Annotated in this window: 12 protein-coding genes; 7 read left to right on the top strand and 5 right to left on the bottom strand. The window is 72.2% G+C overall.

Going from position 1 to position 13533, the window contains the following annotated elements; all coding sequences use genetic code 11:
* Positions 1 to 130: 130 nt before the first annotated feature.
* From KV381_RS09250 to KV381_RS09240, 3 genes are all read left to right on the top strand, one after another.
* On the top strand, positions 131 to 1600 hold the full coding sequence (locus KV381_RS09250) for an HtaA domain-containing protein (protein ID WP_030080913.1): 1470 nt from the start codon (positions 131 to 133) through the stop codon (positions 1598 to 1600).
* 89 nt (positions 1601 to 1689) lie between these two features.
* The gene (locus KV381_RS09245) at positions 1690 to 3291 is read left to right on the top strand and encodes an HtaA domain-containing protein (protein WP_218785041.1); all 1602 of its coding nucleotides are present in this window, start codon (positions 1690 to 1692) and stop codon (positions 3289 to 3291) included.
* 124 nt (positions 3292 to 3415) lie between these two features.
* Positions 3416 to 4093, top strand: coding sequence for a PhzF family phenazine biosynthesis protein (locus KV381_RS09240; RefSeq protein ID WP_030622468.1), 678 nt, complete (start codon positions 3416 to 3418; stop codon positions 4091 to 4093).
* Between the two features lie 27 nt (positions 4094 to 4120).
* On the opposite strand, the gene KV381_RS09235 is transcribed toward KV381_RS09240, so the two are convergent.
* The 3 genes from KV381_RS09235 to map form a co-directional block, all read right to left on the bottom strand.
* Positions 4121 to 6322 (bottom strand): trypsin-like serine protease, encoded by a 2202-nt coding sequence (locus tag KV381_RS09235; RefSeq protein WP_373461200.1) that lies wholly within the window; start codon positions 6320 to 6322, stop codon positions 4121 to 4123.
* A gap of 292 nt (positions 6323 to 6614) precedes the next feature.
* Positions 6615 to 7280, bottom strand: coding sequence for a heme oxygenase (biliverdin-producing) (locus tag KV381_RS09230; RefSeq protein WP_218785040.1), 666 nt, complete (start codon positions 7278 to 7280; stop codon positions 6615 to 6617).
* A gap of 209 nt (positions 7281 to 7489) precedes the next feature.
* Positions 7490 to 8347, bottom strand: coding sequence for a type I methionyl aminopeptidase (map, locus tag KV381_RS09225; RefSeq protein WP_218785039.1), 858 nt, complete (start codon positions 8345 to 8347; stop codon positions 7490 to 7492).
* Between the two features lie 58 nt (positions 8348 to 8405).
* Between map and KV381_RS09220 the strand changes: the two genes are divergently transcribed.
* The gene (locus tag KV381_RS09220; RefSeq protein WP_218785038.1) at positions 8406 to 8657 is read left to right on the top strand and encodes a hypothetical protein; all 252 of its coding nucleotides are present in this window, start codon (positions 8406 to 8408) and stop codon (positions 8655 to 8657) included.
* A 57-nt stretch (positions 8658 to 8714) separates the two neighbouring features.
* On the opposite strand, the gene KV381_RS09215 is transcribed toward KV381_RS09220, so the two are convergent.
* Positions 8715 to 9974, bottom strand: coding sequence for an MFS transporter (locus KV381_RS09215; RefSeq protein ID WP_030622475.1), 1260 nt, complete (start codon positions 9972 to 9974; stop codon positions 8715 to 8717).
* Between the two features lie 302 nt (positions 9975 to 10276).
* Between KV381_RS09215 and npdG the strand changes: the two genes are divergently transcribed.
* The 3 genes from npdG (at position 10277) to KV381_RS09200 (ending at position 12528) form a co-directional block, all read left to right on the top strand.
* A complete protein-coding gene (gene npdG / locus KV381_RS09210; RefSeq protein WP_030080898.1) occupies positions 10277 to 10987 on the top strand; it encodes an NADPH-dependent F420 reductase in 711 nt (236 codons plus the stop codon).
* A gap of 111 nt (positions 10988 to 11098) precedes the next feature.
* Positions 11099 to 11281 carry a hypothetical protein gene (locus KV381_RS09205; RefSeq protein ID WP_030080896.1) on the top strand — a complete coding sequence of 61 codons (183 nt, stop codon included), beginning with the start codon at positions 11099 to 11101 and terminating at the stop codon, positions 11279 to 11281.
* Between the two features lie 140 nt (positions 11282 to 11421).
* Positions 11422 to 12528 (top strand): DUF3533 domain-containing protein, encoded by a 1107-nt coding sequence (locus KV381_RS09200; RefSeq protein ID WP_256995029.1) that lies wholly within the window; start codon positions 11422 to 11424, stop codon positions 12526 to 12528.
* 34 nt (positions 12529 to 12562) lie between these two features.
* Here the strand turns inward: KV381_RS09200 and KV381_RS09195 are convergent, their stop codons facing one another.
* A complete protein-coding gene (locus KV381_RS09195; protein WP_030080892.1) occupies positions 12563 to 13369 on the bottom strand; it encodes a site-2 protease family protein in 807 nt (268 codons plus the stop codon).
* Positions 13370 to 13533: the final 164 nt, after the last annotated feature.

Raw genomic sequence — 13533 nt, 5'->3', positions numbered from 1 at the left:
GTCGTTCCGCGGCGTGCGGTGGGTGGTTCGGATGTGTGGAGATGGTGGAGGTGGCGGAGGGGTTCCGGCACAGGCTGGGAATACCTTAGGTTAGCCTTACCTAGGTATCCAGTCCTCGGAGGGGTCTCTCATGCTGCCGTCCAGATCGGCCCGCGCGCTCGCCGTCGCGCTTCTCGCGGTACTGCTGGGAGCCCTGCTCCCCGCCGCCACCGCGCAAGCGGCAAGCCGCACGGTGCAGGGCGGCCGCCTGGACTGGGGCATCAAGTCCTCCTTCCAGAGCTACGTCACCGGGCCCATAGCCAACGGCAGTTGGAACCTGACCGGTGGCGCGGCCACCGTCGGCGGCAGCCAGTTCCGCTTCCACTCGGCGACCGGCTCCTACGACCCGGACACCGGGGCGTTCAGCTCCGGCTTCTCCGGCGGGGTGCACTTCACCGGTCACACGAAGGCGGACGGCACCAACGAGCTGGACCTCACGATCAGTCGGCCCACCGTCCGGATCAACGGCGGCAGCGGCACGCTCTTCGCGGACATGGTCAGCAAGGAGCGGGGGACCGGCAAGGTCTCCAACCGCTCCCAGGTCCCGCTGGCCAGGCTCGGCCTCGGCGGGATCGACATGAAGGGCGGTTCCACCCCCGTCGCCCTCACCAACATCCCGACCACCCTGACCGCCGAGGGCGCCTCCGCCTTCGCCGGCTACTACACCGAGGGCACCCCGCTCGACCCGGTCAGCCTCTCCGTCGACACCAAGGGCGCGGCCGAGCCGAAGCCCTCCGCCCCGGACGAGAAGAAGGACGAGGACGGGAAGAAGGACAAGGCGGAGAAGAAGGACAAGGGGAAGGCGGGCCGCTTCGAGGACGCCGCCGTCGACTGGGGCGTACGCCGCACCTTCCGCGAGTACGTCACCGGCTCCATCGGCCAGGGCAAGTGGACGCTCGCCGACGGCGCCCAGGACGGCGGGGCCCTGTTCCGCTTCCCGCAGGGCAAGGGGACGTACGACGCCAAGAAGGAGACGCTGGACGCGGACTTCAGCGGCAGCATCCGCTTCACCGGCGCCCACGACCTCGACCTGAAGTTCGCCGCCGTGACCGTCGCCGTCACCAAGGGCGAGGGCACCCTCTCGGCCGACGTCACCAGCGAGGGCAGGACCACCAAGGGCGTCCCGATCGTCACCTTCGCCGCCGAGGACTTCGCGCCGAAGGAGGGCCTCGCCACCCTCACCGAGGCCCCCGCCACCCTCACCGCCGACGGGGCCGAGGCGTTCGGCTCGATGTACAAGGCGGGCACCGCGATGGACCCGGTCTCGCTCGCCGTGGCCGTCGACGAGAAGGCCCAGCTGCCCGCGCTGCCCGACCTCGGCAGCGAGCCGACGGCCGCCGCCGAGCCCACGAAGAAGGCCTCGGCCGAGCCCTCCGCCGAACCGGTCGCCGCCGCCTCCGACTCGGGCCCCGGCACCGGCACCTACGCCGCGATCGGCGGCGGAGTGCTGCTGCTCGTCGCGGCCGGAGCGGCGTTCTTCGCCCTGCGCCGCCGAGGCGCGCAGCCGGCCCCCGCGGCCGCCGACGCCTCCGCCGGCCCCGATTCCTCCCCGACTTCCTGACCCGGCACCCCCATGCGTGCCTTATGGATCATCACCCCCTCCCCCCACGCTTCGCTTCCACCCCCTGTCCCTTGAGGAGACACACCGACATGGCAGCAACTCGCCGCCCCATAGCCCTCGCCGCGGCCGTCGCCACGGTCGCCGCCCTCGGCGCCACCGCCTTCGCCCTCCCGGCCATCGCCGCCTCTTCCCCGGCGGCCGCGCCCGCCGCGGCCCCGAAGCTGGAGCTGGTGGACGGCAAGCTGGAGTGGGGCATCAAGGAGTCCTTCCGCAAGTACATCGCCGGCCCCATCGCGCAGGGCGAGATCACCGTCGCCGACGGCGCCCAGCAGGCCGACGGCAACGGGGTGTTCACCTTCACCGACGGCAAGGGCGCCTACGACACCGCGACGCACGCCTCGGACACCGCGTTCAAGGGCAGCGTCCGGTTCGAGGGCCACCACGGCGTGCTCGACGTCAAGCTGAGCGACATCAAGGCCGGCACGGGCCGTGAGACCGGCACCATCACCGCCGACTTCACCAGCAAGAAGACGGACGGCACCGTCGTCACCAAGGACGACGCCCCCATCGCCGCGCTCGACATGACCGACGTCAGGCCGGGCGGCGGCGCGGGCGGCGAGATGGTCTTCGCCGACATCCCGGCCACCCTGACCGCGGACGGCGCCGAGGCCTTCGCCGGCTTCTACGCGGAGGGCTCCGCCCTCGACCCGGTGACCCTGTCGGTCAAGCAGGCCCCCAAGCCCCCGACCGAGCCCCCGACCACGCCGCCGACCACGCCCCCGGTGACGCCCCCGCAGACCGGCAAGCCCACCGAGCAGCCGACCGGCCAGCCGACCGGCCCCACCGAGGAGCCCACCGGCAAGCCGACCCCGACCGCCTCCGAGACCGCCGCGCCCGTCAGCGGCCCGGTCGTCGACGGCACCCTCGACTGGGGCGTCAAGGAGAGCTTCCGCGCCTACGTCGTCGGCAACATCGCGCACGGCAAGATCGAGACGAGCGGCGGCGCCTCCGCCAAGGACGGCGGCTACCGCTTCACCAAGGCCACCGGCCTCCTCGACGCCGACAAGAACACCCTCGACGCCGCGTTCAAGGGCAAGGTGCGCTTCCTCGGCCACGAGACCAAGGGCGCGTACGTCCTCGACCTGTCGATCAGCAATCTGAAGGTCGACATCGAGGGCACCTCCGGCAAGCTCCTCGCCGACGTCTCCGCCAAGGACCAGGCGACCGGCAAGGTCAGCGAGTACGCCGCCCTGTCCTTCGCCGACCTGAAGGTGCCCGCCGGCGCGCTCGCCGCCAAGGACGGCATCGTCACCCTCAAGAACGTCCCGGCGACGCTCACCACGGACGGTGCCAAGGCGTTCGGCGGCTTCTACAAGAAGGGCGAGGAGCTCGACGCGCTGAACGTCGCGGTCTCCATCGACAAGGACGCCCAGCTTCCGGGCGACTCCACCGGCGGCTCCGGCTCCACCGGCGGTTCGGGCTCCACCGGCGGCTCCACGGCCGGCGGTTCCACCACCGGCGGCGGCACGGTCGGCGGCTCCACCGGCGGTTCGGTCGGCGGCTCCGGCGCTCTGGCCTCCACCGGCTCCGACGTCCCGACCGGCGCCCTGATCGCCGCCTCCGGTGTCGTCGTGGCGGCCGGCGCCGGTGTCGTGATCGCGGCCCGCCGTCGCCGCAACGTCACCGCCTGACCCACCCGCACCACCCGCACGTCCCCCCGGGGCCGTACCGGCAGCAGCAGTGCTCGCCGGTGCGGCCCCGCGGCCGTACCCGCTCGGTTCCCGCCCCGGCGCCGCACAGTGCTTGAATGCCCCCGTGAACGACTACGACGTACCCCGGGGCATCGACGTCCTGCGGGTGTTCTGCGGACCCGACGGCCGGCACGGCAACGCCCTCGGCGTCGTACGCGACGGAAGCGGCCACCCCGACGAGGCGTCCCGGCAGCGGCTGGCCCGGCAACTCGGCTTCAGCGAGACCGTGTTCGTCGACGACCCGGAGCGCGGGCGGGTGGACATCCACACCCCGGGGCTGCGGCTGCCGTTCGCCGGGCACCCGCTGGTGGGCACCGCCTGGCTGCTGGACCTGGAGATCCTGGAACTGACGGTCGGGGACGTGTTCGCGCGCCAGGACGGGGAGTTCACCTGGATCACCGCCCGCCCGGAGTGGGTCCCGCCGCGCACCCTCCAGCAGTACGCCACCGCCGCCGAGGTCGAGGCGCTGCCGGGACCGCCGCCCGGCGAGGGCTGGCTCTACGCCTGGGCCTGGGAGGACGAGGCCGCCGGGCGGGTGCGCGCGCGGGCCTTCCCGAGGCGCGGCGGGGAGGGCGGCATCGTCGAGGACGAGGCGACCGGCGCGGCCGCCCTGCTGCTCAGCGCCCACCTCGGCCGGGCCCTCAACATCACCCAGGGACGCGGCTCCCAGATCCTCACGGCACCCGCGCCGGACGGCACGGTGGAGGTCGGGGGCCGCGTCCTGATGGCCGTCCGGGGCTGAGCCCCGGACGGCCCGTGCAGTCGCGCTCTAGCGGATCGCGCCGCCGAACGCCTTGCCGGCGGCCGGCAGGCCGCCCTTGCCCGGCTCGTAGCTGGTCACGGCCTGGACCGCGCCGCCGGTGACGTTGGACCACGGCATCAGATGCGCGGCGCCACGGGCGCCGGGCCCGTTGGGCATGCCGATGTACAGATCCGTGGCGGTGGCGTGGATGCTGCTGCCGAGCAGCTCGTTGGTGCCGGGGACGCCGGGCAGCCCCGCCGCGCCGCCCGGGGAGATCCAGCGGTCCGTGAGGCCCGGGGCGCCCAGCAGCGAGAACGTCTGGACGGCGCCGGAGTCGACGACCGTGCCCTCGTTCTCGCCCGGGATGCCGACGGCCAGCAGCATCGACGTGGTCGTACCGACGGTCCTGGGCGAGGTGTTGACGACGGAGACCTGCTCGCCGAACCGGTCGCCCGTCTCGGAGCCCCCGGTGACGTCCGCCTTCTCCTGCTGGATGTCCTGGAGTTCGCTGACCGCGCCGCCCGCCGTGACGCGCAGGGTGACCACCCGGCCGGCGTTCGTCCTGTTCACGCCCGCGACCACGATGCCCTCGCCCGGCGAACCGACGGCGATGATCGAGTCGCCGTCCGCGGCCGCTCCCTCGGGCCGGTAGGAGGCCACCGACAGCGCCTTGCCGAACAGGTCGTTCGCCTCGGCCGCGCCGCTGATGCCCGCGGTGTCCTGGTTGATGGACTTCACCGGCGTCGGGATCTTCTCGGCGTTGAACTCGTGCTTCAGGATCTGGATCATGCCGGTGTTCGCGACGGTGCCGATGGCCTCGTTCGGGATGCCGATGGCCAGGTGGTTCGGCGAACCGGCGACGGAGTAGCCGAACTGGTCGCCGGTCTCGGGACCGCCCGCCACGCTCTCCTTGTCCTGGTTGATCGCGACGTTGGTGTCACCGCGTACGTAGATCGCGCTGCCCGCGTCCACGACGGTGCCCAGGTCCTCGCCGGGCACGCCGATCAGGATGTACGGGTCGCCCGCGGCGGTGGTCCCGGCGGCGATCGAGAAGCCCATGTGGTCCTTGGCCTCGGAGGCCGAGCCGAGAAGAGCTCCGGATCCGCTGCCCTGCTCGAACCAGGTCCCGCCGCGCCCCTTGCCCAGGCCCTCGGGCGAACCGTAGACGATCTGCGCCGCCCCGGCGTCGGCGACCTTGCCGATGTCCTCGTTGGGCACGCCGACCACCAGATCGGTGTAGCCGTCGGCGTTGTAGTCCACCGTGGCCAGCGCCGTACCGAATCCGTCGCCCGCCTCGGGGCCGCCGTTGACGCCGGGACCGCCCTGGATCACCTCGGACACGCCCGCCCCGTTGCCGTACACGACGCGGACCAGGCCGGCCTCGGCCACGGTGCCCACCGTCGCCTTCGGGTCGGCGATGGCGACATCGCGGTGGCCGTCGCCGTTGAAGTCGACGAACGGGGCGGCCGTCACGGTCTCGGAGAGCCAGCCGTCGAGGTCGTCGACGCGGCTGCCCACCGCGCCGGTACGGGTCTCCTCGGCCGGGGTGCCGAAGCAGCCGCCCTGCCAGGAACGGCTGTTGACGCCCACGAGGGTGGCACTGCCGCCCTGCTCGCGGAAGACCGGACCGCCGGTGTCACCGGCGCACACGGCGGCGCCGTCCACGCCGGTGATGTTCACGGTGGTGGCGTCCGACCCGTCGACCGAGAAGCGGCCCTGGTGCATCTTGACCGGGGCCCACTCGTCGGCGGTCCGGCCGAAGCCGGTGCCGGTGAGGGTCTCGCCCGGGGCGGGCGCGGTCGTGGCGAGGGCGGCCGGGGTGATGGTGGTGACCGGCTTGGACAGCCGGGCCAGCACCAGGTCCCGGTCGCCGCGGGGCACCAGCCGGACCACCGTGCGGACCTGGCCCGCGGTGGTGGTGCTGTCGGTGCGGCCGACGTACGCCGTGGTGGCGTCCTTCGGCGCGCCCGGCAGGAGCTGCTGGGCCTCGGCCGGGTTGTCCGCGAAGCAACTGGCCGCCGTCAGCAGCCAGTCACGGTCGACCAGCGTGGCGGTGCACGCGCGCTTGCCGTCGCCTATGTCCAGCCGTGCGGTGAACGCGTGGGCGTTGTCGGCGGACGGGGTTCCCACCACGGCCTGGGCCGCGGGAGCCAGAAAGGTGCCTGAGACGAGGGCTGTTGCCAGCAGCCCGCTCGTCACAGCCGCACGGGGGCGGAGTCGGGGCACGATGATATTTCCTGTCGCCGGACATGACTCCGCGGCGGGAATTCTCTCTTTCAGGCATGGCACCCACGCATCAGAAGGCCCCCCGCCCGGATGTCATGTGAAAGTGAAGTGAAGACGGCACGGGAATCTACCCGCAGGTGGATGGGGCGTCAAACCCCTTATGGCGAGCGGTATTTCCCTTTTCCGGCGGCAAAAAGGGGAAAAGCGGAAATGGGAAAAGCGCACGGCTCCACCAAACCTTCGGTGGAACCGTGCGCTCACAGCCCTGCGTTCACCCCGTGCTGCTAAGGGGTGTCTAAGCGCTGAGCGGGAAGACCTCGCCCAGCTCGCGGAAGACCGCGGTGTTCAGTGCGAAGGCCCGCTTGCACTCCTCGACGATGCGCTGCTTCTCCAGGTCGTCCGCGTTCACCGCGTCCAGCAGCTCGCGGTAACCCCGCTTGAAGGCGGCCGGGTTGGTGATCTCCTCGAAGACGTAGAAGCGCACGCCGTCGCCCTTGCGCTCGAAGCCCCAGGTCTTCTCCGCCTTGTCGCGGATGATCTGGCCGCCGGAGAGGTCGCCGAGGTAGCGCGTGTAGTGGTGGGCGATGTATCCCGCGGGCCAGGTGCGTGCGCACTCCGCGACCCGGTCCGCGTATGCGGCGGTGGCGGGCAGCGCCTCCAGGCCCTCGCGCCAGTTCGCCCCGCGCAGATGCGCCAGGTCGCGCTCCAGTTCGGTGGAGCGCATCAGCTCGGGCTGTATGAACGGCCCGGCGACCGGGTCGTTCCGCAGGGCCTCCGAGCCCTCCTCCAGCGCCCGGTACACGAACCACAGCTGCTCGGTGTAGCGCGTGTACGCGTCCACTCCCAGCCGCCCGCCGAGCAGGTCACCCATGAAGGTCGAGGTCTCGGCCTCGGTGTGCTGTTCGTGCGACGCGGTGCGGATGAGCGTCGAGAAGGGAGTGACGGTGGCGGTTGCGTCCAAGGCGGGCCTCCGGGGACCGAGGGGGACGGGAAGTCCAGAAAGAGACGGAAATATCGGCAGGCGACCGCCGCGACGGTGCGGCGGCGCGCGCCGGTACGCCCGATCCTCCTACTTAGGTTTACCTAAGTCAACTGGTTCCCGACTGCCTGTCGGTAAAAACCTACGCCCAGGGGGAGCGAAGGGTGCGCTTCTGACCGCTTCGGGGTGATTTACGGAAGGGTGAGGATGTCCGCTCCGGTCTCCGTGACCACGAGCGTGTGCTCGAACTGGGCCGTCCGCTTCCGGTCCTTCGTCACCACGGTCCAGCCGTCCTCCCACAGGTCGTACTCGTGGGTGCCCAGCGTCAGCATCGGCTCGATGGTGAACGTCATGCCCGGCTGCATCACCGTGGTGGCGTGCGGGCTGTCGTAGTGCGGAATGATCAGACCGGAGTGGAACGAGGAGTTGATCCCGTGCCCGGTGAAGTCACGGACGACCCCGTAGCCGAACCGCTTCGCGTACGACTCGATGACCCGGCCGATCACATTGATCTGACGCCCGGGCCGGACCGCCTTGATCGCCCGGTTCAGCGACTCCCGGGTGCGCTCGACCAGCAGCCGGGACTCCTCGTCCACGTCACCGCAGAAGTAGGTGGCGTTGTTGTCGCCGTGCACCCCGTTGATGTACGCGGTGACGTCCAGGTTCACGATGTCGCCGTCGCGCAGCACGGTGGAGTCGGGGATGCCGTGACAGATGACCTCGTTGAGCGAGGTGCACAGCGACTTCGGGAAGCCCCGGTAGCCGAGCGTCGAGGGGTACGCGCCGTGATCGACCATGAAGTCGTGGGCGGCCCGGTCGAGCTCGTCCGTGGTGACCCCCGGGGCGATGTGCTTGGCGGCCTCCTCCATCGCCTGCGCGGCGATACGGCCCGCGATGCGCATCCGCTCGACGGTGTCGGCGTCCTGGACCTCCGGGCCGGTGTACGGCTGCGGAGCCGGCTTCCCCACGTACTCGGGACGCCGGATGTTTCCGGGTACGGAACGGACGGGAGTGATCTCCCCTGGTACGAGAAGCGACTGGCCAGACATGCCAGCGAGTCTAACCAGCGGCCCCGGGGCACCATGGCAGGGAGGAAAGGAGCCGTCGATGGCCCTGTTCAAGAAGCGCACGGTCGGCAAACCGGGCGAATGGTACTACTGCCTGGAGCACAAGAAGGTCGAGGAGGGCCCGGAGTGCCCTGCCCTGAACCGCTTCGGCCCCTACACCTCCCGCGAGGCGGCCCAGCACGCCATGGACACGGCCCGCGACCGCAACCTGGAGTGGGACACGGACCCGAAATGGCACGACGAGGACAAATCAAGCCCGTCGGGCGGCCCCTCAAGCCCGTCCGGCGATTGAGGACGTCTTTCAGCCCCTCCGGCGTTTGAGGAGCGGGGTACGGGGCGGAGCCCCGGGTCACCCCTCCACCCGGGCCTCCCGCCTCCGCACCGCATCCTCATCCGTCTCCGAGTCGTACCGCACCAACTTCGGCAACGCCGCCGTCAACAGCACCACCGACGCCACGCACGCCACCCCGCCCGACCAGATCGCCGACCGGGTCCCCGTCCAGCCGGCCATCGCCCCGGCCCGCACCTGACCCAGCTGCGGGCCGATGCTGTACGAGAGCACCTCGATGCCCGCGAGCCGCCCCCGCAGCTCCTCCGGGATCGTCTGGTTCCAGATCGTCGCGCGCCCCAGCCCGCTCAGCATGTCGCCCGCCCCCGCCACCGCCAGGCACAGCAGCACCACCCACACGCTGGAGAACCAGCCCGCCGCGGCGATGGCCAGCCCCCACGCCGCCGCTCCGAACACCACGAACAGCCCGTGCCTGCGCACCCGTGACGTCCAGCCGCTGGTCAGCCCCAGCACCAGCGAGCCCACCGAGCCCGCCGCGTACATCAGCCCCAGCGACCACTCCGCGTCCAGCTCGTCCGCCAGGAACGGGAAGATCGTGTTCGGGAAGGCGAAGAACATCGCCGCCAGGTCGATCGCGTACGTCCCCAGCAGCACCGGCCGGCTCCACGCGTACCGCGCGCCCTCGACGATCCCGCGCAGCGACGGCTTCTGCGCGTCATGGGCCGGCGGCGCGGGCGAGAGCCGCAGACAGAGCACGACGGAGACGGCGAACGTGCACACCGTCACCGCGTACGCCGTGCCGTGACCGGCGTACGCCACCACCAGACCGGCCAGCGCCGGGCCCGCGATGGCCCCGATCTGCCAGCGCAGCGAGTTCAGCGCGGCCGCCGCCGTCTGCTGAGCGTGCGGAACGATCCGGGCCATCAGTGAGTCCAGCGCGGGCCGCTGGAGCCCGGCGAGCGCGGACACCCCGCCGGCCACCACGTACAGCGGCCACAGCAGCGGCTCCGGAAGCAGCGCGTTCACCAGCAGGATCGCGGCGAGCACCCCGAGCCCCGCCTCGGTCAGCAGGATGACCCGGCGGCGGTCCACCGAGTCCGCGAGCGCCCCGCCGTACAGCCCGAAGACCACCAGCGGCACCAGCTCGACCGCGCCCATCGCCCCGACCGCGAGCGGCGAGCCCGTGAGGTCCTTGATCTGGAGCGGCAGCGCGATGAGCGCCATGAAGCTGCCGAAGTACGTGATCAGGCCCTGCACCCACAGCAGCCGGAAGTCCGCCGAGGAACGCCACGGCGCGAGGTCCGGCAGCAGGGCGCGGATCCGGGCCGACCACGGCGAGGACGGGGGAGCCGAGGCGGACGGGGGAGGAGTCGGGGAGCCCGAGGGCGGGGGAGGTGCTGAGGTCACGAGGGGCCATGATCCGTACTGCCGGGCGTTCCGGGCAAGCCGATATTCCGGTACGCCCCACAACCGCGCTTCCGCCGCCCCCGGGCCGCCCGCCGGCCGCTCCTTCACCCGAACGGACGACCGCGCGGCGACCGGCGGGGAGGGCCGTCCGGCGACCGGGTCCGAGGGCCCACGAGGCGGCTTTCCCGGCGCTACCTGGCAGTAGGGTCGGCACCATGACTACACAGGACAGCGGCAGCGCGCCCAAGCCCCCCGCCAAGGACCCCTGGGACCTTCCCGACGTCTCCGGCCTGAGCGTCGGCGTGCTCGGCGGGACCGGCCCGCAGGGGCGCGGCCTCGCCTACCGGCTCGCCCGCGCCGGACAGCGGGTCACCCTCGGCTCCCGGGACGCGGCCCGCGCCGAACAGGCGGCGGCCGAGCTGGGCTTCGGCGTCGAGGGCGCGGACAACGCGGAGTGCGCCCGGCGCAGCGACATCGTGATCGTCGCCGTGCCGTGGGACGGCCACGCCAAGACGCTCGCATCCCTGCGCGAGGAGCTCGCGGGCAAGCTCGTGATCGACTGCGTCAACCCGCTCGGCTTCGACAAGAAGGGCGCCTACGCCCTCAAGCCGGAGGAGGGCAGCGCCGCCGAACAGGCCGCCGCCCTGCTGCCGGACTCCCGGGTCACCGCCGCCTTCCACCACCTCTCGGCCGTACTCCTCCAGGACGAGTCCATCGAGGAGATCGACACCGACGTCCTGGTCCTCGGCGAGGCACGGGCCGACACCGACCTCGTGCAGGCACTGGCCGGCCGGATCCCCGGAATGCGGGGCATCTTCGCGGGCCGCCTGCGCAACGCCCACCAGGTCGAGTCGCTGGTCGCCAACCTGATCTCGGTCAACCGCCGCTACAAGGCCCACGCCGGACTGCGCACCACCGACGTCTGACCGGGCCGCCGCCCTCGCGAAGGCTCCCGGGGCGGGGCGCAACGGGGCGACAACGGGGCATGGGGGACACTGGACGGGACCGCGACCCGTTCCCGACAGGAGCCGACCCCCATGCCCCGTATCGCTCTCTACGCCCTCGTCGTCTGCGTCCTCGCCGTCGCGGCGGCCGTGGTCTCCTTCGTACAGGGCAGCCTGCTCGGGATCGTCTGGGTGCTCATCGCGGGACTCTCGTCGAACATGACCTGGTACTACGTCCGCAGGCAGCGCGTGCTGACCGCCGCCGAAGCGGGCTGACCCTCCGCCACCTCCCCGCCCCTCCGCCGTTCGGGTCGAGAGGCCCGTCCGTGGGGCGCGTCCCGGAGACCTGGTGCCGCCCGGGGCCGACCATGTGACGGCCTCGCCACGGCCGTGGCGGGCCGACGAGGGAGGACCGCGTGGCAGACGCGAGGGACGACGGATACGGAGCCGGGTCCGGGGCCGGATCGACCGCACGGGCGGCGGAAGCGGACCGGGGCTTCCTGGGGGAGGTGCGCGACGCCGTCTCCACCCGGTCCGCGCTCGTCATGCTCGGGGTGCTCCTGCTCCAGCTCGGCTTCGCGCTCTCCTACATGGGCGCCTTCCACGCCCCCCAGCCGCACAAGGTGCCGATCACGCTGGTCGCCCCGGCCGCCGTCGAACGCGACCTGGTGGCCCGGCTCGACGCACTCCCCGGCGACCCCCTCCAGGTCACCCCGGTCGCGGACCGCGCCGAAGCACGGGCGCGGCTGCTGGACCGGCGCACCGACGCGGCCCTCGTCGTGGACCCGGCCCGCCGCACGGACACCCTCCTCGTCGCCTCGGCGGGCGGCCCGTCGGCCACCACGGCGGCCACGGAGATCCTCCAGGAGGTCGCGCGGGCGCAGGACCGGACCATCGTCGTACGCGACCTCCGCGCGCCCTCGGCGGGCGACTCGCGGGGCCTGTCGTCCTTCTACCTCGTCCTCAGCTGGACCATCGGCGGCTACCTCGCCGCCTCGGCCCTGAACATGGCGGCCGGCTCCAAGAAGCCCACCCTGCGCCGCACCCTGGTCCGGCTCGCCGCGATGCTCCCGTACGGCTTCGTCTCGGGCGTCGGCGGCGCGCTCATCGTCGGCCCGGTGCTGGACTGCCTGCCGGGGGCGTTCTGGGAGCTGGTCGGGATCGGCACCCTGGTGGTGTTCGCCTCCGGCGCCGTGGGCGTCGCCCTCCAGTCGGTGGCGGGCACGGTCGGCCTGGGCCTCACCATCCTGATCTTCACGGTCCTGGGCAACCCCAGCTCCGGCGGGGTCTACCCGTCCTCGCTGCTGCCCCCGTTCTGGGCGGCGATCGGCCAGGCTCTGCCACCGGGGGCCGGGACGACCGTGGTGCGCAACACCGTCTACTTCGACGGCAACGCCACCACCGGCGCCCTGTGGATCCTCGGCGCCTGGGCGTTCGGCGGGGTGGCCGTGGCGATCCTCGCGGCCGCTCTGCGGGAGAAGCGGAAGCGGGAACCCCGCACGGCGTCCGCCGTCCCGGCCTGAGAACGCGGGAACGGCGCCCGTCCGGGCCGCGCGGTCAGCCCACCGCGCAGCCCGGATCCTGCTCGTCGAAGAGGCCCCGCCAGAAGCGGTAGAGGTCGTAGCCGCAGTACCGCTGGTACTCCTCGACACCGAGCCCGCGCAGCAGTGCGTGGATCGCGTCGAAGAACACGATGTTCACCTCGGGGATCCACAGGATCGCGAACACCGCGATCAGCCCGAACGGCGCGATCGGCTCCACCTGGCGCCGGATCCTGTACGAGAGCCAGGGCTCGATCACCCCGTAGCCGTCCAGGCCCGGGATCGGCAGCGAGTTCAGGATCGCCGCCGTCACCTGGAGCATCGCCAGGAACGCCAGCGCGTACTGGAAGGCGCGCGGCACCCCGTCCAGCGCGTCCAGCCAGAACGGTGCCGTGCAGACGACCGCGAACGCCACGTTCGTCAGCGGGCCCGCCGCCGAGATCAGGCTGTGCTTCCACCGGCCGTGGATCCGGCCGCGCTCGATGTACACCGCGCCGCCGGGCAGCCCGATCCCGCCCATGATCACGAAGAGCACCGGCAGCACGATGCTGAGCAGCGCGTGCGTGTACTTCAGCGGGTTGAGCGTCAGATAGCCCTTCGCCCCGACCGACAGATCCCCGCTGTGCAGCGCGGTACGGGCGTGCGCGTACTCGTGCAGACAGAGCGAGACGATCCAGGCCCCGGTGACGAACAGGAAGACCGCGAAGCCGGTGGCGTCCGCGAAACCCGTCCACACCGCCCAGCCCGCGACCGCGGTGACGGCGGCGATGCCGAGGAAGACCGGGCTGATCCTCCGGTCGCCGGTCCTGGTTGCGGTGGTCATCGGTGCTCGACTCCTGAGGTGGGGGACACGAAGGGCGGGTGGCACCGGGCGCGGGCCCGGGAAGGGCGATCGTACGGTTTCGACGGTTCCGGCAGGGCGGGAACGTCGGGGAAGGGCGACGGAGTTCCACCCGGTCAACGCCGCGCCCCGCACCGTCACGGACA

Source organism: Streptomyces sp. WY228, assembly GCF_019287315.1.
Lineage (GTDB): Bacteria > Actinomycetota > Actinomycetes > Streptomycetales > Streptomycetaceae > Streptomyces > Streptomyces caviscabies.
This window is presented reverse-complemented; position numbering and strand designations above follow the sequence as displayed.

Coding starts and splice junctions, on each gene's coding strand:
- KV381_RS09250 (WP_030080913.1), top strand. CDS start 131: ATGCTGCCGTCCAGATCGGCCCGCGCGCTCGCCGTCGCGCTTCTCGCG.
- KV381_RS09245 (WP_218785041.1), top strand. CDS start 1,690: ATGGCAGCAACTCGCCGCCCCATAGCCCTCGCCGCGGCCGTCGCCACG.
- map (WP_218785039.1), bottom strand. CDS start 8,347: ATGTCTGGCCAGTCGCTTCTCGTACCAGGGGAGATCACTCCCGTCCGT.
- KV381_RS09220 (WP_218785038.1), top strand. CDS start 8,406: ATGGCCCTGTTCAAGAAGCGCACGGTCGGCAAACCGGGCGAATGGTAC.
- npdG (WP_030080898.1), top strand. CDS start 10,277: ATGACTACACAGGACAGCGGCAGCGCGCCCAAGCCCCCCGCCAAGGAC.
- KV381_RS09205 (WP_030080896.1), top strand. CDS start 11,099: ATGCCCCGTATCGCTCTCTACGCCCTCGTCGTCTGCGTCCTCGCCGTC.
- KV381_RS09195 (WP_030080892.1), bottom strand. CDS start 13,369: ATGACCACCGCAACCAGGACCGGCGACCGGAGGATCAGCCCGGTCTTC.